Annotated in this window: 21 protein-coding genes; 10 read left to right on the top strand and 11 right to left on the bottom strand. The window is 39.4% G+C overall.

Features of this window, described 5'->3' with window-relative positions; all coding sequences use genetic code 11:
• Window positions 1–10: 10 nt before the first annotated feature.
• From I6F53_RS10865 to I6F53_RS10845, 5 genes are all read right to left on the bottom strand, one after another.
• Window positions 11–2,707 (bottom strand): nitrate reductase, encoded by a 2,697-nt coding sequence (locus I6F53_RS10865; protein ID WP_197239547.1) that lies wholly within the window; start codon window positions 2,705–2,707, stop codon window positions 11–13.
• A 26-nt stretch (window positions 2,708–2,733) separates the two neighbouring features.
• The gene (locus I6F53_RS10860; RefSeq protein ID WP_197209030.1) at window positions 2,734–4,257 is read right to left on the bottom strand and encodes an FAD-dependent oxidoreductase; all 1,524 of its coding nucleotides are present in this window, start codon (window positions 4,255–4,257) and stop codon (window positions 2,734–2,736) included.
• Between the two features lie 227 nt (window positions 4,258–4,484).
• Entirely contained in the window at window positions 4,485–5,678 is a 1,194-nt protein-coding gene (locus I6F53_RS10855) for an alginate export family protein (protein WP_197209029.1), read from the bottom strand.
• 9 nt (window positions 5,679–5,687) lie between these two features.
• Window positions 5,688–7,445 carry a bifunctional protein-serine/threonine kinase/phosphatase gene (locus I6F53_RS10850; protein WP_101216445.1) on the bottom strand — a complete coding sequence of 586 codons (1,758 nt, stop codon included), beginning with the start codon at window positions 7,443–7,445 and terminating at the stop codon, window positions 5,688–5,690.
• Window positions 7,446–7,458: 13 nt separating this feature from the next.
• A complete protein-coding gene (locus I6F53_RS10845) occupies window positions 7,459–8,928 on the bottom strand; it encodes a NarK family nitrate/nitrite MFS transporter (protein ID WP_007585259.1) in 1,470 nt (489 codons plus the stop codon).
• Window positions 8,929–9,217: 289 nt separating this feature from the next.
• Here I6F53_RS10845 and moeB point away from each other — a divergent pair, with 289 nt between their 5' ends.
• Window positions 9,218–9,976, top strand: a complete 759-nt coding sequence (gene moeB, locus I6F53_RS10840; RefSeq protein ID WP_197150861.1) for a molybdopterin-synthase adenylyltransferase MoeB — start codon at window positions 9,218–9,220, stop codon at window positions 9,974–9,976.
• Here moeB and I6F53_RS10835 read toward each other — a convergent pair whose 3' ends face one another.
• From I6F53_RS10835 to modA, 3 genes are read right to left on the bottom strand one after another with little or no spacing between them, the layout of a single operon-like run.
• Window positions 9,977–11,005 carry an ATP-binding cassette domain-containing protein gene (locus tag I6F53_RS10835; RefSeq protein WP_165727750.1) on the bottom strand — a complete coding sequence of 343 codons (1,029 nt, stop codon included), beginning with the start codon at window positions 11,003–11,005 and terminating at the stop codon, window positions 9,977–9,979.
• A 1-nt stretch (window position 11,006) separates the two neighbouring features.
• A complete protein-coding gene (gene modB / locus I6F53_RS10830; RefSeq protein ID WP_121954690.1) occupies window positions 11,007–11,684 on the bottom strand; it encodes a molybdate ABC transporter permease subunit in 678 nt (225 codons plus the stop codon).
• Window positions 11,671–12,423: a molybdate ABC transporter substrate-binding protein gene (gene modA / locus I6F53_RS10825; RefSeq protein ID WP_197239546.1), complete on the bottom strand. Its 753-nt coding sequence runs from the start codon at window positions 12,421–12,423 to the stop codon at window positions 11,671–11,673. Before modA ends, modB begins: the two co-directional genes overlap by 14 nt.
• Window positions 12,424–12,468: 45 nt before the next feature.
• Here modA and moeA point away from each other — a divergent pair, with 45 nt between their 5' ends.
• Window positions 12,469–13,686: a molybdopterin molybdotransferase MoeA gene (gene moeA, locus I6F53_RS10820; protein WP_197239545.1), complete on the top strand. Its 1,218-nt coding sequence runs from the start codon at window positions 12,469–12,471 to the stop codon at window positions 13,684–13,686.
• 53 nt (window positions 13,687–13,739) lie between these two features.
• Here the strand turns inward: moeA and I6F53_RS10815 are convergent, their stop codons facing one another.
• Together I6F53_RS10815 and I6F53_RS10810 are read right to left on the bottom strand one after the other, a co-directional pair.
• Window positions 13,740–14,192: a DUF1311 domain-containing protein gene (locus I6F53_RS10815; RefSeq protein WP_166420722.1), complete on the bottom strand. Its 453-nt coding sequence runs from the start codon at window positions 14,190–14,192 to the stop codon at window positions 13,740–13,742.
• 323 nt (window positions 14,193–14,515) lie between these two features.
• The gene (locus I6F53_RS10810; RefSeq protein ID WP_010552537.1) at window positions 14,516–15,940 is read right to left on the bottom strand and encodes a sodium-dependent transporter; all 1,425 of its coding nucleotides are present in this window, start codon (window positions 15,938–15,940) and stop codon (window positions 14,516–14,518) included.
• Window positions 15,941–16,129: 189 nt separating this feature from the next.
• Here I6F53_RS10810 and I6F53_RS10805 point away from each other — a divergent pair, with 189 nt between their 5' ends.
• The 6 genes from I6F53_RS10805 to I6F53_RS10780 all read left to right on the top strand — a co-directional run bounded on the left by I6F53_RS10805 (window position 16,130) and on the right by I6F53_RS10780 (window position 20,449).
• Window positions 16,130–16,432 carry a YciI family protein gene (locus I6F53_RS10805; RefSeq protein ID WP_010552536.1) on the top strand — a complete coding sequence of 101 codons (303 nt, stop codon included), beginning with the start codon at window positions 16,130–16,132 and terminating at the stop codon, window positions 16,430–16,432.
• 162 nt (window positions 16,433–16,594) lie between these two features.
• Window positions 16,595–16,852, top strand: coding sequence for a PepSY domain-containing protein (locus I6F53_RS10800; RefSeq protein WP_002959808.1), 258 nt, complete (start codon window positions 16,595–16,597; stop codon window positions 16,850–16,852).
• A 3-nt stretch (window positions 16,853–16,855) separates the two neighbouring features.
• Window positions 16,856–17,530, top strand: coding sequence for a response regulator transcription factor (locus tag I6F53_RS10795; RefSeq protein ID WP_007375447.1), 675 nt, complete (start codon window positions 16,856–16,858; stop codon window positions 17,528–17,530).
• Entirely contained in the window at window positions 17,524–18,861 is a 1,338-nt protein-coding gene (locus I6F53_RS10790; RefSeq protein ID WP_197239544.1) for an ATP-binding protein, read from the top strand. Before I6F53_RS10795 ends, I6F53_RS10790 begins: the two co-directional genes overlap by 7 nt.
• The gene (locus I6F53_RS10785) at window positions 18,848–19,258 is read left to right on the top strand and encodes a hypothetical protein (protein WP_197239542.1); all 411 of its coding nucleotides are present in this window, start codon (window positions 18,848–18,850) and stop codon (window positions 19,256–19,258) included. Before I6F53_RS10790 ends, I6F53_RS10785 begins: the two co-directional genes overlap by 14 nt.
• Window positions 19,259–19,369: 111 nt before the next feature.
• A complete protein-coding gene (locus tag I6F53_RS10780) occupies window positions 19,370–20,449 on the top strand; it encodes a flavin monoamine oxidase family protein (protein WP_197239541.1) in 1,080 nt (359 codons plus the stop codon).
• A gap of 69 nt (window positions 20,450–20,518) precedes the next feature.
• On the opposite strand, the gene I6F53_RS10775 is transcribed toward I6F53_RS10780, so the two are convergent.
• On the bottom strand, window positions 20,519–21,556 hold the full coding sequence (locus I6F53_RS10775; protein ID WP_197239539.1) for an AI-2E family transporter: 1,038 nt from the start codon (window positions 21,554–21,556) through the stop codon (window positions 20,519–20,521).
• Between the two features lie 170 nt (window positions 21,557–21,726).
• Here I6F53_RS10775 and I6F53_RS10770 point away from each other — a divergent pair, with 170 nt between their 5' ends.
• A complete protein-coding gene (locus tag I6F53_RS10770; protein ID WP_197239538.1) occupies window positions 21,727–22,617 on the top strand; it encodes a TIGR01777 family oxidoreductase in 891 nt (296 codons plus the stop codon).
• Between the two features lie 155 nt (window positions 22,618–22,772).
• Entirely contained in the window at window positions 22,773–23,936 is a 1,164-nt protein-coding gene (locus tag I6F53_RS10765; RefSeq protein WP_197239536.1) for a GGDEF domain-containing protein, read from the top strand.
• The last annotated feature ends 335 nt before the right edge of the window (window positions 23,937–24,271 follow it).

The following is a 24,271-nucleotide window of genomic DNA, read 5'->3' as shown; positions in this document are numbered from 1 at the left end:
CCTTTTTTCTTTACATTACAACCGCAACATCAATGCTGCTAGATCCTGCTTTGTAATGTTGTTTTATTAATTGGCTTAATTGTGTTTTACACGAACCGCAATTCGTTCCACATTTAAGTTCAGAACCCAATTGCTCGACTGTGTTTGCACCGTTTTTAATGGCGTTTATAATTGGCTGCTCTCTTACTTTAAAGCAGCTACACACTTGCGCACCTTGGGTAAATTCTTCATCGGGAGTTGCATAGAGCAGTGACTGTAATTGGGTAAAAGTCAGTAACGGCTCTGCAAATAGGTGATTTATCCATTCGAGTGATATTTCTTTTTGCTCGTTAGAAATAACACCAACAAACGCTAATTGATCGTTTTGAATACATTGCACGTGCATGGCTTTTGCCGTACTCATAGCCGACCACTGCCCTTGTAGACCAGTTAAGGTTTGGCAGTAATACAGTAAATCACTTTGTGGCTCATTAAGCGCTAATTGATAATTAAAGCAATTACTTGCATTAACTTTGAGCCAAAAATCACTATTTACAATAAGCTCGTTTTTAGAAAACAGCTGCATATATTGCACAAAGGGTGCTTTAACTATATTAACAGCGCCGTGTTTGCACTCAGCCTGACCAGATAGAGGGTCAACTACCGATTGATACAACCCACTTACTGTTGCTGATGATGCAAATTGCTTGTTCCAATGAATAGGCATAAAGCATTCACCTTTTCGCACGGCATCGGTTACTTTTGCATGCGCGGTAACCTGCCCAGTTTGGGCAATCGCACTTATTAAATCGTTTTGTTTAATTGCTAATTTACTGGCATCAAGCGGATTAATTTCAATGTACGGGCGTGTAATATGCGATGAAAGCGCAGTGCTTTTACCCGTGCGGCTCATGGTATGCCATTGGTCTCGTATACGCCCTGAGTTCATTACAAACGGATAATCGCTTGATGTTTTTTGTACCGGTAATTGTGGCGTTATGGGTATAAAGCGCGCTTTTTTATCAGCGGTGCTAAATTGGTTATCTGTAAAAACCTGACCATTTTTATAAGGCTGATTTTTAACAACAGGCCACATAATGGGTTTTAAATTATCATACTGATTTTGTGTGAGCCCAACTAAACCAGAGAGATTTAATAATCGGCTGCCGTTATTTTCAAAGTCGGTTAATTGTGCCCATTCTTCAAAAATGCCACTTGGGTCTGTAAAATCAAACCCTTCAAAGCCCATTTTTTTAGCGACTTCGCACATAATTTGCCAATCGTTTTTAGCTCCCGAATAAGGTGCTAATAAAGGGCGCTGCCTTGATATTCTGCGCTCTGAGTTAGTTACTGTACCGTTTTTTTCGCCCCATCCGGTTGATGGAAAAGCAACATTGGCAAACTTTAACGTATCACTTTTTGCAATACAGTCAGATACAACCACCAGCTCGCAGTTCTCTAATGCTTTTTTAATTGCGGCGTTGTTGGGCAAGCTCACCATTGGGTTTGTTGCCATTATCCACACTGCTTTTATTTTGCCTGCGGCTATTTGATCAAACATATCGATGGCATTGCTGCCTGCTTTTTTAGCAATAGTTGGCGAGAGCCAAAAACGTTGCACAAGTGATTGATGCTCTGCGTTTTCAATATCTAAATGCGCCGCTAACTGATTAGCCAAACCACCTACTTCGCGCCCGCCCATCGCATTGGGTTGCCCAGTAATCGAAAACGGACCGCTACCTGGCTTAAGTAATTTACCTGAGGCTAAATGCGCATTAATAATGGCGTTGCATTTATCTACACCCGAACTTGACTGATTTATACCCATTGAATAAAAGCTAATCGCACTTGGGCTGTTAGCAAATAGCGCGTAAAACTCAGTGACTTGCTCAATTGCTATATCGCAAAAGTCGCTAACTGCCTCACAGCTCCATTTTGTTGCCTCTTGCAGTGCGCTTTCAAAGCCGTTTGTGTGCTGAGCAATAAATTGCGTGTCGAGGTGGTTATACTCATTTAAATAATTAAGCAAACCGTTATAAAGCGCAGCGTCACTACCTGGTTTTATATTTAAAAATGTGTCGGCAAGCTCAGCGGTGTCGGTTTTACGCGGATCAATAACCACCACTTTCATATTTGGGTTAAGTTGCTTTGCACGCTCCATTCGCTGATACAAAACAGGATGAGTCCATGCGGCATTAGAGCCAATTAAAATAAGTAACTCAGTTTGCTCTAAATCCTCGTAGGTACACGGCACTACGTCTTCACCAAAAGCGCGTTTATAACCAGCCACAGCAGATGACATACACAGGCGCGAATTTGTATCAATATTGCCTGAGCCTATGTAGCCTTTCATTAATTTATTAGCGATGTAGTAATCTTCAGTAAGTAACTGCCCCGATACATAAAAAGCCACCGCATCGGGTCCGTGCTTTTGTATTATGTCGTTAAATTTATTGGCAACGTGGTCGGTTGCTTCATCCCACGTAACGGATTGGTTATTAATAAGAGGCGACGTTAAGCGATTATCACTGCCTGTTGTGTCAAGCAAATGCGTGCCTTTTACACATAAACGACCAAAGTTTGCGGGATGCTCTCGCATGCCTTCAAGCTTGGTTGGCACATTATTAAAAAGTGAAATATCAACACCACACCCTACACCACAGTAAGCACATGTTGTTTGTTTTAAACTCGTTTTATTTATAGTTGGTGACGTGTTTGCGGTTGCCATACTGCTCTCTTTTAGTGTGCTTTAATTTATGCGGGCTGTTTTACAGGCTCATTAAGGGTAACTACGTTAATAGTGTTACTTGCTTTAGCGAGTGCGCTGCTTATTACGTTTTGAACGAGTTTTTCACAACCACCACAGCCTGTACTGGCTTTGGTGCTTTGCTGCACACTTGCCAAATCTATGCAGCCTTTAGCGACTGTTTGTTCAATGGTGTGTTTAGTTACTTTATGACAAGCGCAAATAATGGCGTCATCAGGCAAGTCATCGGCGCTTAGCTCTGCTATGTCGCCAGCAAGGGGCATAATGAGCGCTTCTGGGGCGGTGGTAAGTTCAATGTCGTTTAAATGATATTGCAGTAAATTATCGTAATCGCTGGTATCGCCAACAAGCACGGCGCCAATCAGCTTATTACTTTGTGAATTAGTGACTACTTTTTTATAAATACCATTGGGTTGATCTTCAAAATAATAGCTTATTGCACCTTCGCTGCGTGCATGTGCATCGCCAATAGAGCCTACTTCAACACCCATTAATTTAAGCTTGGTGCTCATATCGGCACCACTGAACTCATCGGCTTTATTGTCTAAGCCATTACTTTGCAAGGAACCTTGCTGGGTCTGTTGTAAAATATGCCCAACTGCAATTTTAGCCATGGCGTAACCGGGTGCCACTAAGCCAAAAATAAAATTATTCCACAGTGCACATTCACCAATTGCGTATATGTTTTTATCGCTCGTTTGGCAGTGGTTATTAATTACAATACCGCCGCGCTCGCCTAACTCTAAATTAAACTCGCGGGCTAAATTATCATAAGGGCGAATACCTGCTGAGAATACAATCATATCGGTTTCAAGGGTTTTGCCGCCTTTAAAACACATTTTGTAACGGCAACTTTCACCTTCTACTATTTCCTCAGTCGCCACTGACGTATGTACAGTAACGCCCAAATCTGTAATTTTGTTTTTTAGTAACCGACCGCCCCCCGCATCAACTTGTACACCCATAAGTTGCGGTGCAAATTCTATTACGTGAGTCTGTAAACCCAATTGCTTTAATGCGTTTGCAGCCTCAAGACCCAGTAAACCGCCACCAATTACCACGCCTACTTTACTACCGTGGGCTGAGTTTTTTATTGCGTGTAAATCGTTAATGGTTCGATAAACAAGGCAATGCTCACGATCTTTACCCGGTATAGGAGGTACAAATGGAAATGAACCTGTAGCAAGCACAAGCTTGTCGTATTCAAACGACTCCCCTTTAGCGGTCGTTACAGTTTGCGCATCACGATTTATGTCAACCACTTTAGAATGAGTATGAAAGCGTACTTGCCAATCGTCATAGGTTTTATTGCATGTAAGTGCGAGGTCGTCTGCGGTTTTGCCTTTAAAAAAAGAGGATAGTTGCACGCGGTCATACGCTAAACGGTCTTCACCGCTCAATACGGTAATTTCAAATTGCTCATCAGCTTGATTTTGAGAAACCAGCTGCTGCACAAAATGGTGCCCCACCATTCCGTTTCCTACCACTACAACACGCTGCTTGCTTAGCATTTACTCACCTTAAAATGATATCTACTTTAGTAATTGACTAAAATTGAAATCGAATGATTTGTTATAGGATTGTTATAGCAATATGTAAGCCAAATATATAAGCATTTAAAATCAGCAAGTTGCCTAAATTGGTGCAGGGGTGAAAAGCATAAAGCTCAACAAGATGGTGCAATTGCACCATCTTGTGTCGCTATAAATTACAAGTGAATATTAGAAGATAAAGAGGATTAAAATTTAGCGCTCATCCATACCCACAATTTTTGAGTATCGACTTTATTAGCAGCGGTATCGCCCGCTGAGTAATCAGCGTATTTAACACCCACTGCGTATTGTTTATTAATAGGTTTAACGTATTGTACGTTTAGTTCAGTACCTAAATCGTCAACCCCATTTGATTGCTCATTAGCATCAAAACTGTGATAAGCCACCAGCCATTTTCCGTCAAACGCTTTACCATTTAAGCTTATGTAAGTGTCGTCCAAGCCTTGTGCGGGTGTATTTAAAAATGTATCTGCCCAACCATTAAATTTATGTAACGTGGCAAGCGGTGTTTCAAACCCGTAATCGCCATTATCAGAGCCAAGTGACTCTATGCCAACTTTTAATGTTACTGTTTTTATACCCAAACCATTTAAATCAACAGCGCCTTCAAGTGCATAGTAATCGGCATCAAAATCACTCACGCTTGTTGAGGCAGACTGCGTTGCATACTCCGCTTTGTAATAAAATTTTATGTCGTTTAGGGTTTTATTACCGTTAAAAGAGACGCCATAAGTGTCTAAACTGTCGTCTTGTAGTGCATCGTCACTTAATAAGTAACTGTATAAAACCACTTTACCGTAGTCTGTTTTAAAGCTTGCATTAATAAGATGATCGGACGATTTAATGTCTTTATCGTCAGCAAATATGCGGTTACGCTTATTTAAATAACTGTATTGTAAATCTATGTTATTAAATGCGTAATTAATGGTTGCTGCATCAAAGGTTTGTCTGTCTTGGCGCCAACCTACGTGCCCAACAAAACGCTGCCCATCAAGGGCTATTACTTGGCGTCCTACTTTTAGCGATAGACCATCGCGGGCATATTTAACAAAACCTTGGTCTATCTCAGTGCTTTCTGGGTCTGCAATAACAGAATAATTAGTGTTTTTCCCCACCGTATTGTTGTAATCATCTACGCCCAATAGGCTGCGAGTGTCTTCTACTTCAATAACGGCTGAAAAACCATTAACCTCATCTGTTTGATGCATTAAGCGAGTTCTAAGTGTTAAGCCGCTTGCATCTTTTAAAGCATTATCTTGATCAACGCTTTCAAAACGCAGTCTAAAATCAAGATCAGTTTGCGAAGCTTGGCTTATTGAAGGCGCAGTGAAGCAACCCAGTATAAAAATAATAGGTAAGCTGTTCTTATAGTTAAGCATTTTGGTTCTCTAAGTTTTAATTATTAATACACATACCAAAGCAATAAATAAACACAGCGAAATACATTTCCACACCATAACTGGATCGCGTTTCATTATTGAACTTTTATTAGCGGTACTTTCTAAATAAGGATTAGGTTTGTTGATATCGTTTATAAACTCAGAAAAAGCTTGGTATCTGAGCTCTGGTTTAGGGGCAAGCGCCTTCATAAGGGCTTGATCTAACCAAAACGGAATATCGGCTCTGTATTTACGAATACTTGTGTAGTGCCAATGGCTGTAATCTTTTGGCGCTACGTGGTTAAGTGGCAGTGGTTTATAAGGCAATTTTGAGCACAATAACTCGTATGCAATAACGCCAAGTGAAAACAAATCACTTTTAAAATCGGCGTGCATAGTAATAAGTGTTTCGGGTGCGGTGTAGTCGGCAGTGCCTTGCGGGCAATCATCCGCAATTTGTTTAACCGACTCGTCCATAGCCGCAACACTTACGGTGCCGTAATCAATGAGCGTTACTTTACCGTGCGCATCTATCATTACGTTATCAAGTTTTAAATCGCGATGCACCATATCGAGTCGCTGAAACGCCCTTAGTGCATGTACTATTTGTTCAATAATACTGCGTACTTGGGTTATTTCTGGGTGCGGGACGTCGTGCTTCCAATCACTGAGTGTTTGCCCGTCCATGTACTCACAAATATGATACAAAAAACGACTTTGCGATTGCGTACTCAGTACTTTCATCACATTTAAATGGTTTATGCGTTGCCCTACCCAGCCTTCTCTTATAAAGCCTTGAAGATAGTGCACATCGTCTTCAAAATTAACCGAAGGTGCTTTTAAAACCACTGGCGGTATATCGGGCGCTTGTTGCACTAAATAAATATGCGAGCGACTACTGGCATGCAATTTACGGATAACCGTGTAGTCATCAATTTTTTGTCCAACATTAAGCGCAGGTGGAATTTTTCGTCGTGTTAGCGAATGATAAAGCTCATCTAACTTTTGCTCGGCAATATTTTCTACTTTTACAAGCAAACAACTTACGTTGTCGTCACTACCTCGCGCTAATGCAAGTTCGGTAATTGCTTTAGCTGCATTTTCTAAATTAGTGTGATCTAAATTAACGTGTTCATTAATTAATTTAGCTATATCACTACTTGGGAGCACATCGTGTACACCATCGCAGGTTAATATATAAATATCGTCTGCTTTTAGGTCAACTTCGTATACATCTATTTCTTGATGAAGTTGTGCGCCAAGTGCACGTGTTAGCGTATCATTTACTTTGTGATCCCGTGTTATTGCCTCTATTTTATTTCCTCGTAGGCGGGTAATACGCGTATCACCTAAGTGAAATATATAACCCGTTGCCGACTTTAAAATAAGTGCTGTAAAAGTGGTCATCCAATCGGCTTGGCGTTGACCAAGGTGATTGTAATTAACTGATTGCGAATAAAGCCACTGATTTAAACTTGCTAACACCTTCGACACTGACTTTTTAACCGCCCAACTTTCGGGGGTATTTAAATACTCATTTATAAAATGAGTAACCGAAAGTTGAGACGCTTGTTTCGCATTTTTTGCTGATGAACACCCATCGGCTAAGCAGGCAATAACGCCTTTAGACTCTTTTTCTTGCGCTTTGGTATTAAGAGCAGCAAACGCATCTTGGTTTTCTGCTTTTAACCCTTTAGCACTGTGCCCGCCAAATGAAACGTTGAGTTCATTTTTTAGCGCTTTAGCGTGGAGTGTTTCATCAAACATAGTCAATAATGCCTTAAGTCACTGAAATAAGTTCAACGGTGCCGTCTTCATTTACTTCGGTAATATGGCCATCAGGTTCTTTCATAAAAAACAGTGCGCCCAAGCCAAGTAATGCACTACCCGCAATAATGAAAAAGAAGGTTTGATAATCAACAAGTGACAATGCCGTTAAGTAAACTACTGCACCAACATTACCGTATGCGCCTGTCATACCTGCAATTTGCCCTGTTAAACGACGCTTAATTAGTGGTACTGCGGCAAATACAGCGCCTTCACCAGCTTGCACAAAGAACGAACATGCCATAGCAGCTACTACAGCAAGCCATAAAGGCCACGATGCATCAACCAAGCCCATTACAAAATAACCAACAGCAAGACCCATCGTAAGTACAATAAGTGTTATACGACGACCTAATTTATCTGAAATCCAACCGCCACCAGGGCGAGATGCTAAGTTCATGAATGCATAAGCAGAGGCTAGAATACCGGCATACACCATATCAAGCGCAAACACATCCATAAAAAACAGCGGCAACATAGAGACAACCGCAAGCTCAGAACCAAAAGTTGTAAAATATAAAATATTTAAAACAGCCACTTGCTTAAACTCATAACGATGCGACTCAGGTACTGGCTCTTTAAAAATATGACCATTTACGTCAAAGGTTTTATACACTTCGTAAATATAAAGTAGGACTAAAAAAGCATACACAGCAAGTACAAAATTAGCCGAAATTAGGTTAGCTCCAGTTGGCGAAAGCTTCCAAGTAAGTAGTGCTAATGCGCCGTACATAGGGATTTTCATAATAAGCAGTAATACAAAGTCGCCTTTACTGGTAACTTCCATTGCGCCTACTTTTTTAGGTTTAAAGTAAGTACCGCCTTTTGGCGTATCGGTTACATTTAAATACCAAATAACACCAAATATAACGCTTAATACACCGGTTAAACCTACTGCATAACGCCAACCGTCTTCGCCACCAAACATTAGTGCAATAATTGGTAGTAACATAGCCGCTGCTGCAGAGCCAAAATTACCCCAACCGCCATAAATGCCTTCAGCTATACCCAACTCATTAGCAGGAAACCATTCACTCACCATACGAATGCCCACAACAAAGCCAGCACCAATAAAGCCTAAAGCAAAACGCGCTATTGCGGCTTGCTCAAATGTGGTTGCCATAGCAAACATAAAACATGGAATACTACAGCTAATAAGTAGTGCCGCATAAACAATACGGGGACCAAATTTATCGGTTAGCATACCCACCACAACACGCGCTGGAATAGTTAACGCTACATTTAAAATTAGTAATGTTTTAACTTGTGCCATGGTGATCCCAAGTGAACCCGCTATGGCACCTAATAAAGGAGCATGGTTAAACCATACAAAAAATGACACAAAAAAGACCATCCAACTCAGATGCAATACTTTCATTTTTCCGCTAAACGATATTAGGTTAAACCCAGAACTCGGTTGCATGTTTATTTTCCTCGTAAACGTATTATTGTTTTATTAATGCCCCACCCTTTTATATGAGTAGCAGCCCAATGTTTGTTAAATTTAAGTTAACCCGATATAGCAATTACTGAGCCACTAATTAAAAACCATAAATTTCATATGGTTACATGCAACAGTTGTTTTTATACGTTATAGTTGCACTATATGAGTGAAGGGCTCTGGGTTGTTAGAGTGCAAATAAAAAGCGTTACTACTTGCTCTTGGATTTAACAACTTGGTATTGTTCAAAAAAAGTATGAGAAGTTTGAAAATGCAAAAAACACCATTAACTTACCAGCAGCAACTGCGCTATTCTCGGCACATTATGCTGCCGCAGCTTGATATAGACGGACAAGAGCGACTATGGCAATCGCATGCTTTAATTATTGGTGTGGGTGGGCTTGGGTGTGCGGTAGGTCAATACTTAGCGGCATCTGGCGTTGGGACGCTTACCTTAGTTGATAACGATGAAATAGACGTGACCAACCTGCAAAGACAAATACTGTATAAAGAAAGTGATATTGGTAGTTCAAAATGCAGTGCTGCTAAAAAACAGCTTAACGCGCTTAATAGTGAAATAGACATAAACACCATTGAGGCATTTTTTGATGCAAGTACCTCTACAGAACAATTATTTAATAACATTGATATAGTGATTGATTGCTCAGATAACCTAGCAACGCGCAATGCACTTAATAGCGCCTGTTTTAAAGCTAAAGTTCCGCTAGTGTCAGGCTCTGCAATACGTATGGAAGGACAAGTCGCGTGTTTTACTATGGATGAAAACAGCCATTGTTATGGCTGTTTATCGCAATTTTTTAGTGAACAAACACAAAGCTGCTCAGAATCCGGCGTGCTTTCCCCAATTGTGGGGCTAATAGGCAGTATTCAGGCTACTGAAGCGCTAAAAATGCTTGCTGGTTTACCCAGCGGCTTAAGCGAGCACTTACTGCTGGTGGATGGTTTAAGCATGGAGTTTAATCGTTTTAAAATAGCTAAAAACAGTCAATGTGCGGTGTGCAGCATTTAGTTATTCTAGATTACTGATTGTTGTATAAAACACATCGCCCACTTTAAAGTCGTTTTTGTCCCACACTCGTCTTGAAGCCAAGCAATACAAAGTTTGCCCATCTACATTAAGCGTTAACTGCCACTTATTATTAATAAGCTCAGCCTGAGTTAATACCGACCTTAAAACATTACTGTGCGTTGTTTGCTCAGGTTTTAACGCACTAAACGACATTTGCTCACTTTCTATAATTAGCTTATTACTGCTATCTACAAGTTCAGGAAGCACAAAAAGCGGCTGCTCACTTTGCTGTAATTGCAATTGATATAGCCCGTAGTTTTCATCAAATTTAACCACATCGTAATTAATTAAGCTCAGCGGTGTTTGCCTATCGTTTGCATAAATAGCTTTTGCAACGTGCGCACTCGCACCTTGGTTTATCACCTTACCTTTATCAAGCTGAATAAGGGTATCGCAGCAAAATAGCAGCTCTTTTAATGAGTGACTTACTATTATAAATTTAATATTAAACTTAACTGCAAACTCGCTAAGTTTAGTGAGCGTTTTAAAACGCAATGACCAATCAAGTGCACTAAAAGGCTCATCAAGCATTATAAATTTTTGACCTGCTAACAGCGTACGCGCAAATACTACACGTTGGCGTTCGCCACCCGATAAGCTTTGTACGTCACGGTTTAGTAAGTCTTGTAATTCAAGTGTTTTAACAACGTATTCTATCGTTAAGCTGGTTTGCTTATTCCCGCAGTGTTTTTGTGTAAACGCTAAATTACCTGCCACATCTAAATGAGGAAACAACGGGCACGATTGCAACTGAAGCGTAATACCGCGTTTATCGCTTGGTAACTCATGCACTGCCTGATTGTTTACATAAACACTTTTTGCAGGCTCTAAACCGCTAATACAACGCAGTAATGTTGACTTACCCGAGCCAGAAGGCCCGTAAACACCCAATACATTAAACGACTCAAGCTCAAGGTTTATATCTAAATCAAAATTATTGAGTGCTTTAAAAAGGCTTAACTTAATCATGTTATTGCTTAACCCCTACAATGCTTTTATTAAACTTAAATAACAGCACTAAACAGGCAAACGAAATAGCCAGTAAAATAAGTGAAAGCTGATGCGCCGCCGTATAATTTAACGATTCAACATGGTCATAAAGCGCAATAGACACCACCTGTGTTTGCCCCTGAATATTGCCGCCAATCATTAATACCAAACCAAACTCACCCAATGTGTGCGCAAAGCCTAAAGCAAATGCGCTACCAATACTGGGTTTTAAAAGCGGAATAATTAAATACACAAAGCGTTTAAACGGGCTTAACCCAAGCGCAATGGCTGCTTCGTTATAGGTTTGATTAATATGCTTAAACCCAGCCACAAGAGGCTGCATTACAAAAGGCAGCGAATAAAAAAGCGAGCCAATAACCACGCCCTGAAAACTAAACGCAAGCTGAGTACCCGTTAGCCAAAACCAAAACTGCCCAAAAGCGTGATCAGGCGAAAACAAAACAAGTAAGTAAAACCCTAATAACGTAGGCGGCAGCACTAAAGGCATTGCAATTAATGCCTCTAAAAATGGTTTAAATTTACCGTTATAGCCAGCGAGCTTGTAAGCCAGTGGAATACAAAAAACAAGAAGGAGCACTGCGGTTATAAAGGCAAGTTTTATAGTTAACCACAGCGCGGTTAAATCACTTTGAAGCATTGTTGTCCTTTATTCTGTAACCTAATTCAATTAACTGTTGCTGCGTAGCCTGCGTCATTAAAAATTGCATAAATTGCTTAGCGCTAGCATGCTTTTTAGTCGAGCTAATAATAACGCCTTGTTGAATTATATCGGGATATTGATTGGTAGGCAGCACGGTGTAATCTAAATATTTTTGATCTTGCGTGTTACTGTAAGCTGCCTTTAGTGATGAAACAGCCACCAGCCCTACTCCTACATTACCGCTTTCAACAAACTGAAAAGCATGCGTAATATTATTACCGTACACATAATTTACTGGCTTTTTAAAATGGTTATTAGCGTAGTGCTCTGAGGCACGCCCGTATGGTGAAAAGCGCGGATTAGCAATGGCTACTTTATCATTTACTTTTTCAGCTTTTGGTTGCCACAAAGCAAGTTCGCCTAACGCGTAAGTGATTAAACTACTTTGCTCGGCATAGCCTTCTTTAATAAGTGATTGCGGTCGAAAATCGTCAGCCGATAAAAACACATCAAATGGCGCGCCATGCACTATTTGCGAATATAAAACACCGCTAGAAGCGGCTGATATTTTCACGTCAACATTAGGTAATGGGGATTTTTTTAGTAGGGTTTGCAATACAGTTTTAAAATTACTCGCTACGGCTACTTGCAGCGTTTCTTTTGCGTTTACGCCGCACGAAAGCATGCATGCGATAAGCAAAAAATAACCCAACCATGTATTGTAAAGCTTTGACATTATAAGTATTGTTTCAAAATAAAATGATTTAAGTAAGCAATATATATGAACGATGTTTGCAATGCACCCGGTTTATTGCCAATTGAAACTGCAATACAAAATATACTTGGCTCAATAACGCCAGTTAAAGACGTTGAAACCATCACTATAATGCAAAGCGTTGATCGCGTTTTAGCAAGCGATGTTAAATCAACTATAAACGTACCAGCGCATAACAACTCCGCAATGGATGGCTATGCGCTATGTATTTCAGATAAAAGCTTAACCTATACACAAGTAGGTAGCGTGTTTGCGGGGCAAGTTTTTGAAAAAACGCTTACCCCAGGGCAATGCGTAAGAATAATGACCGGCGCAGCCATTGCACCCGGAGCTAACGGGGTTGTAATGCAAGAAAACGCCTCGGTTGATGGCGATAAAATTACGTTTACTGCGCAACCTGAGCTAAATGAAAACGTGCGTTTTGCTGGTGAAGACATTGCAATTGACGATGTTATTTTAAAAGCAGGCGATAAATTAAAAGCCGTTGATGTGGGGCTACTTGCATCTTTAGGAATTGCCAATATAGACGTGGTAAGAACCCTAAAAATAGCCGTGCTTTCTACAGGCGATGAGCTAATAGAACCTGGTCAGCCTCTTAAGCAAGGCGCTATTTTTGAAAGTAACCGCGCTGTTATTATTAGTGCGCTGCAACAAAAAAATATAGACGTGCTTGATTTAGGAATTATCCCTGATGACAAAGAACTCATCACTAATGCATTTTTAAAAGCGAATGAACTTGCCGATGCTGTAATAAGCTCAGGCGGTGTATCGGTTGGTGAAGCCGACTTTACTAAAGAAGTGCTCAACGAAATTGGCGAAATTCACTTTTGGAAAATAGCCATGAAACCAGGCAAACCTTTTGCCTTTGGTAAACTAAGTAACAGTTACTTTTTTGGCTTGCCAGGTAACCCTGTGTCGGCTGCTGTTACGTTTAATCAGTTAGTAGAGCCTGCACTGCAAAAGTTGTCGGGGCTTGGTGAAGTAAACCCTAAAATGCGATTTAACGCGGTTACTACATCCGTTATTAAAAAGCGCCCTGGCAGAGCCGACTTTCAGCGAGGTACTGCAACAATTAACGAGCAAGGTGACTTGATGGTTGCCCCGTTTAATAAACAGGGCTCGGGTGTACTTTCGTCGCTTAGTAAAGCTAACTGCTTAATTGTAGTGCCAGCACAAAGCGGCAATATCGAAAAAGGCGCAACAGTAAGTATTGAGTTGCTATAAGCCTAAAATGCTACAGCTAACTGTATAATTTAGCTGTAGCACTGCTGCAAACCTTAAAATATTTTTATATTTAATGTTTGAATTAAACAATTTAACTTTTCGCTACGCCCTACAAACTCTTCTTTGCTCAATTTATTAACACACTTTAGCGCATTTTTAGTCGCAAAGTATCTATCATAACTTAGGCTTCTTTCGCATTTAACACTATACGTTGAGGGCCAAGAGCCACCAGCACCTGTTGCTACTCCAACAACATTACATGTAGCATCTATATACTGCTCCCATGCTGATATTTGCGCTTTAACTGCATCAACTTGGTAATCATCAGTTAGTTGCGCGTAAATTTCATCCATCATTTTACTGATTTTAGTTTTGTATCTATTACCCTCTAAATTATAAATATTCCCAGTGTGCATTGCACCGCCTTCTGGCCAACCATCAGCGCTTTGTGCAAATGCGCCAAATGATGAAATAGCAAAAGCAAACCCAATAATAATTTTATTCATTTTAAATCTCTTTAATACCAATCTGCTTATATATGGGGTCTATTTAACGTTAAGAAAATTACGCTAGAACTAGGCAAAAATTTTTGTATCTAGTTGTTCTCGGCAATTGCTCCCTGCATTGCTCTACCTCCTGCATCCATGCAGTCGTAAATAAAAAATTTTTAACGACGTTATAGTGAAATTTAATTCGTTAAATTGATCAAAGATTTATGCAGGTTGGTATAATAGTTAGACCAGATACCTGTAAAAAACGCCTATAAAAAATGCCGCTAAGCTTAGCTGAGCGGCATTATATTATTCAATAAGCTTTTAAAGAGGTCTATTTAAAAACCAAATATTTTTAAATCAAAAAACTTAGTCGCCACTGTATTTATAAATATCACAGCTAGAATGACAGGAATAAACGTTGAAAGTGAAAAGTTAACGTACTTTTCCATCAAGCTTCCCGCATAATTAGGCGAACCTAAGCTTAGCTCTTGTGTTAAGCGTGCTTTTTTCCAGCGGTACATTACAAACAAACACACCATTAAGCCATTAAGCGGTAAAATTGTGTCGTAAAATACATCAACAATAATATCAAAAAAGCTCTTATTAACGCCGCCATAACTGGTGAACGAAGTAAGGCTGTCAATCATACCAAACGACATTGTACATAAAATAGTAAGTACACCGGTTGAAAGTGTAAGGATGCCCAATGCTTTTTTACGGCTAATACCTTTACGGTCACTTAGTGTTGCTGTCGGTACTTCTACTATTGAAACAAGTGAAGTAATCGCTGCAAAAAATACTAATAAGAAGAATGAGAACGCAACAATAGACGCACCTACATAACCAATATCATTTTGCAGTGCTAATAATATTTTAGGTAGGTATACAAAAATCATTGATACAGACGAGTCAGAAAGTGCTGATGGGTCTGTGTTTGGATCAAAGCTAAATATAGCGGGCAACACCATTAGGCCCGCTACAAACGCAACGAGTGAGTCTGTAATAGCGACCATTTTAGCGCTACTTACAATGTCATCCTTTTTAGAAATGTACGACGCGTAAGTCATTAATATACCCATACCCAGCGATAGCGAGAAAAACGCTTGGCTTAATGCGCCATTAAGTACACTTGCACTCATCTTAGAAAAATCAGGAATAATGTAGTATTTAACACCGGCCATTGCGTTATCAAGCGTTAATACATAAGTAACTAAGGCAAGTAGCATGAAAAGTAAGGCTGGCATTAAAAATTTAGCGGCTTTTTCTATGCCTTGTTTAACGCCCCCTAATAAAATTAAGTTAACAATAATAACCACAACGGCCATATAACCAAACACAGTGTAACTATTAATAAAAACACCAAAGTGGCCAGGATCTGCAAGTAAATCTAAATTACCGAGGCCTGTTTGCGTTAAGTAACCAAAAATCCAAACCGTAATTACCATATAAAACACAGCAATCATAAATGGTGTAAGCACCGCTAAAAAACCTGCTAGCTTCCATTTTTTATCGTTATTAGATAATAGCTTGTACGAACCAAGTGGATCTTTTTGAGCGTTACGACCCATTGCCATTTCAGCCATCATGACTGGTAAGCAAATGAACACAACAAATAAAGCGTAAATTAATAAGAATGCGCCACCACCATTTTTGGTAGCAGAAACCGGAAAACCAACTAAATTACCAATACCAACAGCCGAACCTGCCGCTGCCATTATGAATCCGAGACGGGAACTAAATCGTTCTCTATTTTCGCTCATGCATAAAACCTTTTTATTATTTTGTATATTTCAGCGACTCTACCAGTGTTACACAGAGATTTTCAAGCAATTACAGCTTAAAAATAAAATCGAAGTGTAAACCTGTGTAAATACGCTTTTAATTCACCAATTTTCAACGCTGTGGTAGTATTGCGTTAATCAAATTTAACAATTTTTATGAGATTCCTTATGTTGTACATGATTCACTCAACAGACGTTGAAAACAGCTTAGAGCTTAGAAAAGCAGCACGCCCGGCACATTTAGCACGCCTTAGTGAGCTTGATTCACAAAACCGTTTATTAACTGCGGGTCCGTTTCCGGCAGTCGATAGTGAAGATCCTCAAGAAGCAGGTTTTACCGGTTCATTAGTTGTTGCTGAGTTTGAGTCAATAGAAGCAGCTCGAGAGTGGGCAGCAGCTGACCCTTACGTTGCCGCTGGCATCTATGAAAATACAATTGTTAAACCTTTCAAAAAAGTGTTCCCTGCTTAAAAGTGTATTAAACCCTAAGAGCGTGTGTTGCACTGTAATTCAGGGTTTGTTCACAAGATTTTAATTAAAATTACTGAGATAAAAGCGAATTTAGCGTTTTTACTTGAATTTTAGTAACTTAGTTAATTAAACTAAGTGGGTCTGGTCTAGGAGTTTTCCATTATGCGCGTATTATTAAGCCTCGGTTTTATTGCTTGTGTTAGCTTAGCTAACTTTGCTCAAGCAGCGACGGCCACCCAAGCATCTCATGCTGAGGTGGACAAAAAGAAAGCCGTAATACTTGCAAAGAAAACAATAGGCGGTAAGACCTTAAAAATTACCGAAAAAACAGATTTTTATACCGTACGAATACTCAAATCTGACGGCCACGTCGTTGATTTACATATAAATAAAAAAACCGGCGAAGTGAAAAAGGATTAACAAATGCGAATTTTAGTTATTGAAGACGATTTACATTTAGCAGATAACCTACGTAATGCTTTAGAAAAAGAACGTTACAGCGTGGATTTATGTCACGATGGTGAAGCAGGTCTTTTCCACATTACAGAATACCCGCTTGATATGGCCGTAGTTGATTTAGGTTTACCTAAAATAGACGGTATTGAGCTAATCAATAAAGCACGAGCACAAGGCATTACTATCCCTATTTTAATCTTAACAGCGCGCGATCGCTGGCAGGATAAAGTAGAAGGTTTAGATGCAGGTGCAGATGACTACCTTACAAAACCATTTCATGTTGAAGAACTTATTGCACGTTGTAATGCATTAATTCGTCGCAGTGCTGGTAAAGCAAATCCAGAAATGACTGCGGGTCCAATTAAAATTCATACACGTTCACAACAAGTATGGGTTGATGATAAAGAACTTAGCCTTACAGCTTACGAATATAAAGTACTTGAATACTTAATGGTAAATCCGCAAAAAGTAATTTCTAAATCAGAACTTACTGAGCATATTTACGACCAAGATTTCGATCTTGATTCAAACGTAATTGAAGTATTTGTACTGCGCTTGCGTAAAAAGCTTGACCCTGAAGGCGTACTAAACCCAGTAGAAACACTACGTGGGCGTGGTTACAGGCTTAAAAGCCAGTGGTAATACCGCAAATATCGTTAAAAATAAGGCAAGGATTTATCCTTGTCTTTGTTTTATTAGTCGCACTCCCTATATTATTTTATTCAATTGGCAAAGCGTATTACGCTTCACTTGTTGATGCGACAGAAAAAACCCTCGAAGCACAGCTTTACTCGCTAATATCTGAAGTCGACTTTACTGAGCATGGTATTATTATGCCCAGCACTATTTTAGCGCCTGAGTTAAACAGATTAAATTCAGATACCTACGCAATGATTTATCGTGACGACGATCCTATTTGGAATTCAGAATCAGCTGTAAATTTAAACTATGTACCACAGCAAATAGAAGCCAAAGCAGGTGCCGCCGACTTCAGGCGCGTGGAGTATAATAATACCGCGTACTGGCAACTTAGCCTTACCGTAATTTTAAACAACATAGATCAATCAGAACAAGCCCGCTTTATATTAGTTAAACGTAACGACGCGCTACTTCGTTTAATGGATGGCTTTAAGCAAACCCTTGTAGATTGGATGTTTATCATGGGGATTGCAATTGCAGGCCTAATGGCGATTGGTTTCATTTGGAGCGCTCGCCCACTTCAACGACTCGATAAAGAAATAAAAGCGATTGAATCGGGTGATATTCAAGAAATTAAAGGCCTCTACCCTGTAGAACTACAAACCATAAAAGCAGACCTAAACTTATTGTTAGAGTCGCAACAGCGCCAAAAGGAACGCTACAGAGCCTCATTAAGCGACCTTGCTCATGCACTTAAAACACCGCTTGCGGTATTAAAATCAAGTCCATTGGCAAACGATGCCGATGCACAAGAACAACTCGACCGCATTAATGTGATGATCGAGCACCAATTAAAACGTGCTGCAACAGGTGCATCAGACACGTGGAAAAAACAAACGCCTATTAAACCAGTACTCGATTCAATACTCAGTGCTATGGCCAAAGTATATCGTGATAAAGATATTATTTTTACCTGCTTTGTCACCGAAAAAGATTACTTTTTAGGTGACCAAACAGATTTAATGGAATTGCTTGGTAACTTGATTGATAACGCCTGTAAAGCGTGTCGCTCACAAGTAGAAATACAAGTAATACAAAGTAAAACTTTGTGTATTGGAATTAGCGATGATGGCCCCGGCGTGCCAGAGGATAAACGTGAATCTTTACTTACACGTGGTACTCGCCTCGATACATACGAAAGCGGACACGGCGTAGGCATGGCGATTGTATCTGACTTAGTTAAGTCGTATAACGGGACACTTACCATTACCGATGCTGATAACTTAGCCGGCGCTCAATTTATCTTAGAGTTTAATTACAATGACAAAAAGTAACTATTTATTAAAACTAACTGCCATTGTGCTATTAACTACAAGCCAGTACAGCTTTGCAGATGAGGCATGTACTTTAGCTGCTAAAGCAACAACCGATGAAGCTAAGCGGTATATTCAATGCCTAGATGCCCAAATTGATAAAGCAAAGCAAGTACAAGGAAGTTGGATATTAAAGCGTAAATTTGAGCTAACAAAATCAGAAGAAAGCACAGGAAACACTCAGGTACTGCCATTATTCCTGCGCAGTATTAAAAATAACGAAAAGTACCTAGAAAGTGCCTGCCAATGGCGCTACTTAATAAAACTTCCTAATGCGACATCAGCAGCAATTAGCTATAAACTCTGTGAAATTGAGCTTATAAATCAATTTACAGAATCACTAAAACACCCATTTTAACTAAACCAATTAGCTAAGTTGTTTTGCACATCCTCAGCTCTGCTTGACAAAATACTCATATCAAAACAAACTATCTACTAGTAGATTGCTAAATAACTAATAGGTAATAAAATGACTAATCCAGTAATTATTATAGGTGGCGGGCTTGCTGGCTTATACAGTGCATACAAGTTGCAACTACTTAATATTCCTTATTTATTACTAGAAGCTAAATCGCAATTAGGCGGCAGAATTTTAGCCGCACCATCACAAATAAATAGCGATGTTAGTTTTGATTTGGGTCCTACGTGGATATTCCCCCACCAGCCAAAAATTCAAACTTTAGTAAAGTCACTCCACTTAAGTATATTTGAGCAATACAACAAAGGTGATGTGTTATATCAAGCACCTAACGCCAAGCAGCCTCAACAAATTGCAGGTGCTGGAGATATGCAGTTATTTAGGCTTAAGCACGGCATGAATACCTTAATAACGGCCTTGTATGAGCAACTTAATCCAGATTCAGTGCTGGTAGATCACAGCGTCACTGAGCTTAAAAAAGGTGATAATAACTGGCAAATTACGGTTAATCACTTGGGTAATATAAAACACTTTACTACTGAAAAACTAATTTCAGCAATTCCTGCTCGTATGATTACAACACACTTAACACCTGAACTATGGGCGACTCCAACGCTCATAAACCGCCTTAGTAGTGTACCTACATGGATGGCAGGACAAGCCAAATTTATAGCTACTTTTGAACATGCATTTTGGCGTGATAAAAACTTATCAGGGCAATGCTTTAGTCGCGTAGGCCCAATGGTCGAAATTCACGATGCCAGTGCTGAAGATGGCAATTACGCCGCATTATTTGGTTTTATTGGAGTGCCCTACTTATCACGAAGCCAAGTAACTAAAGAGCAATTAATTCAAGCCTGTGCAAAGCAGCTTAGCTACTTTTATGGTAAGGATGCTGAAAAGGCAACGGGGTACTTTATTAAAGACTGGGCAGAGGATAAATTTGTAGCTAATAGAGACGATCAAACTCAGCCTTCACAACACCCAGAATTTGATTTTTCAGGCTTAGATGAGCAATTAAATAACTTGAACATTCATTTTGTAGCGAGTGAGTTTGCAAAACAAGAAGCAGGATATTTAGAAGGCGCAATAAACGCGGTGGATGACGCTATTAAATTGTTTGTTAATTAATAGCCCTGTATTTACTGATAACTTAACCATCAAGGGCTTTAATTTTACAGCCCTTGATAGTTATAGATGTTAGTTATTTTTAGCAACGTCTTCGCCACTGCCCAGTAAAGTGGCAACCCACTTACCTTCTGCGCTGGCTTCTAGGCCTATTTTTACAATCATCGTTAATGGCACAGATAAGAGCATACCCACAGTGCCTAGTAACCAACCCCAAAATATTAATGATAAAAATACCACCAGCGTTGAAAGGCCCAGCCCTTTGCCCAAAAACTTAGGCTCTACAATATTACCCATTACCGTATTTATTGTTAAATAACCTGCCGCAACAAGCCCTGCAACTAATGGTCCTTGAGTAATAAGCGCAAGTAATACAGCCGGTACAGCTGCAATAATTGACCCAATATTAGGAATGTAATTGAACATAAATGCCAATACGCCCCACAGCACAAAGTAGTCTACGTCTAAAATCCATAAGTAAAACGCAGCAATAATACCCGTACCTAAACTTACTAGTGTTTTAATTGCCAGATATGAATTAATAGACTCTAAAAAGCGGTCAATTTGCTTCATTTTGCTATCAGGGTCCTCAAGTGCCATGTGTATTTTTTTGCTCAGCATTGGCCCTTCAAACAACATAAAAATAACGGTTAAAATAATTAAAAACATGTTTGCCATTACGCCACCTAAACCGGTGAGCATATTAGTGGCTACATCAACCATTTTACCTGGGTCAAACATATTGATTAACTGTTCTTTATTAATCAGTATGTTGTATTGAGATGCTAAATCTACCAGCCATACAAATTCTTCTTTGAGTTGTGTTTTATACTCAGGAAGTTGCTGCGAAAAATCATTTATAGATTGCCCTACAAGCCCGCCAAGGCTTACACCTAAGCCAACTATAATAAGCACCACCAACATAACTGCAATGCCTTTGGGGATCCGGTAACGCCCGAAAAATTTGATAAGCGGATTACAAATAATGGCTATAAACGCCGCCAAAATAAACGGAATAATAATGACACTCGCTGCTTTTATTCCCGCGAGTACGACTACCAAGGAAGCAAAAACGATTAAGCTTTTATTTACTCCAGTTAAACTTGCCAATTTATTAATCCTTTTATTAACTATATCGCTTTAGTGTAAGGCAAAAGGTAATTAAATGAAATAATTACGAAGTGATCATAAAAGCCTATCTCACGTATAAATTTGCAAAGCTGTTTGCTAGCGAGTATGTTTTTTAATCACTTGCTACTATTTTATTGTAAGGATTAATAATGCATATATTTGTTACTGGCGCGACTGGGTTAATTGGTAAGCACTTATGCCCTTTTTTACTTCATCACAATAGCGTTACTGTGCTTAGCCGTAATCCGAGTAAAGCAAACACATTATTGGGCCATAAAGTAAAAGCCGTAAGCGATATTACTGAGGTAGATTTTAATACCGTTGATATTGTTATTAACCTTGCTGGCGAGCCTATTGTAAATAAGCGTTGGGGCGACAAACAAAAACAAATAATACGCGATAGCCGTATCGATACTACAAAGCAAATTAGTGCAGCAATTAAAGCCTGCAGCACCCCTCCACATACTGTTATATCCGGCAGCGCAGTTGGCTTTTATGGCCGACAAAATAGTAACCCTATTGATGAAACTTTTGAAAACCCACACGACGAATTTAGCCACCAGCTTTGTAAAGACTGGGAAAACGCAGCGCTACTCGCACAATCAGAACACACCAGAGTGTGCCTTTTGCGAACGGGTATTGTGTTAGCTAAAAAAGGGGGAGCATTAAGTAAAATGCTACCTGCTTTTAAATTGTGTTTAGGCGGCCCAATTGGTAACGGCGAGCAAGGTATGTCCTGGATACACATCGACGATATGATTCAGCTAATACTCTTTATTATTAAGCACCCTGAAATATCTGGCCCTGTTAACGCAACTGCGCCAAATCCTGTGAGCAATGCTCAATTTAGTAAAAGCTTAGGTGAGGCGCTATCGCGACCTGCATTTATTCCTATGCCAACCGCTGTACTTAAACTATTAATGGGTGAAATGTCAGACTTACTAACAACGGGACAATTTGTAGTCCCTAAAAAGGCACTCGTTCATAATTATCGTTTTCATCATCCTGATATTAAATCAGCTTTAGAGAGTTTGGTTTAGCGGGCGTTAATAATTGTTAAGTTAAAATTCCTTCCAAATTAAGCACATGGGTAAACCACTACTTTTTACCCATATTGACCTTTAAACATTAATACATAATAATTAGCAAGTTTTCCGCCCCGGCTATTCCTACCTTTAATAAAAGAGAACCTTAAATGCTACACCTGCCTACAATTATAAGTCTCTCATTTATTCTTAACGTATTAATAGGATTGTTTTTTTTATCCGTACACAACTTTAAAAAGCAAACATCATTTTTATTATTTGGCTTAGCATGTATTACCTTTGCATTTGCCGAGTTATTAGCTTGTTTAAAATTAGTGATTGACTTCCCCTTTATTACGCACTATTTGGCAGATCTTTTTATATTACTAAGTCCATTTTTAATTATTGTTGGATTACATAAATACAAACACAGCAAACCATTAAACTTAGTCCCTCTGTATTATTTGCTCGGCTTTACAGCGCTGACCTTACTGCCCATATATCCTTATTCAGCAGGGCAAATGCTAACAAGTTTTGTTATTTCGGGCTTGTATCTTTACTCAGCTTACATTATTAAAAGTATGAGCTTTGTAGCAACGTTGCAGAAAAAAGCGCTTGTTGTGTGCTTTTTAATTCATACTCTTTTAATGCTCACACAAACAACATTACTCGCAATTCCTTACCTCAGTGCTAATTCAGTTAATTACCTTGAATCATTAGAATTTATTTTAAGTAGCCATTTAATTTTAGCTACTTGCAGCGCACTAATATTGCCGTACCTGTTGGCATCAAATACTGAACATACACTCTCAAGCCTAGCTAACACCGACACACTCAGCCAGTTACTCAACCGCCGTGGCTTTTTTACAAAGAGTAAAGAAGCACTAAGTAACGCTAAAAATGCAAACAAAAATGTATCTGTTATTCTGCTCGATATTGATTTTTTCAAACGTGTAAACGATCAATTTGGCCACGAAACCGGCGATCAGGCAATTAAATGGATATCTCAACATATTAAAGAACAGTTTTTAAGTGTAGGTATTAGTGCCAGAATTGGCGGAGAAGAGTTTGCTATTTTATTGCCAGACTACAGCCTAAGTGCAGCAAAAAATGATGCTGAACAGCTAAGAAAGAATATAAGTACCCAGTCTTTTTATCATGACGGTCAACACATTAGCCTCTCGGTAAGCGCTGGAGTAAGTAATGCACTTAATGGTGAAGCCACAATAAAAGAGCTACTTGCCCAAGCAGATAAACGCCTTTATTTTGCCAAAGAAACAGGCCGAGACAAAGTAGTCACCTTTGATGAGAAAAGCTTATTAATGCAAAACTGAAGGCTGGGGCATGTTGATCTTTGGTGGTTTAATTTTCAGCAGACTATTTTGTATTTAGGCAAAGCTGGGCCTATGTAGTGTAGTTGTTCCTCATAAATAGCCGGTAACGCGGCATAAATGCCAAACATTCTCTGCCCTTTAAGTTCTTTCTAGGGACGATTAACTCTTTATTGCCTATACGGGATGGCATAGGTAAGTAAGAGGTGTGAGCAGGACGTAGGAGCCGTTACCGAGCCATGAGGTTACAAACCTCGCGCCGCGATTAAATAGTCCCTAAATTGAACAAATTTCAATCCACAAAGATCAATACTCCCTAAACATTGAGTGCTAAATTT

It is taken from the genome of Pseudoalteromonas sp. SWN29 (assembly GCF_015864465.1).
Lineage (GTDB): Bacteria > Pseudomonadota > Gammaproteobacteria > Enterobacterales > Alteromonadaceae > Pseudoalteromonas.
Note: the sequence above shows the minus strand (reverse complement) of the source record. Positions and strands in the feature narration are given on the sequence as shown.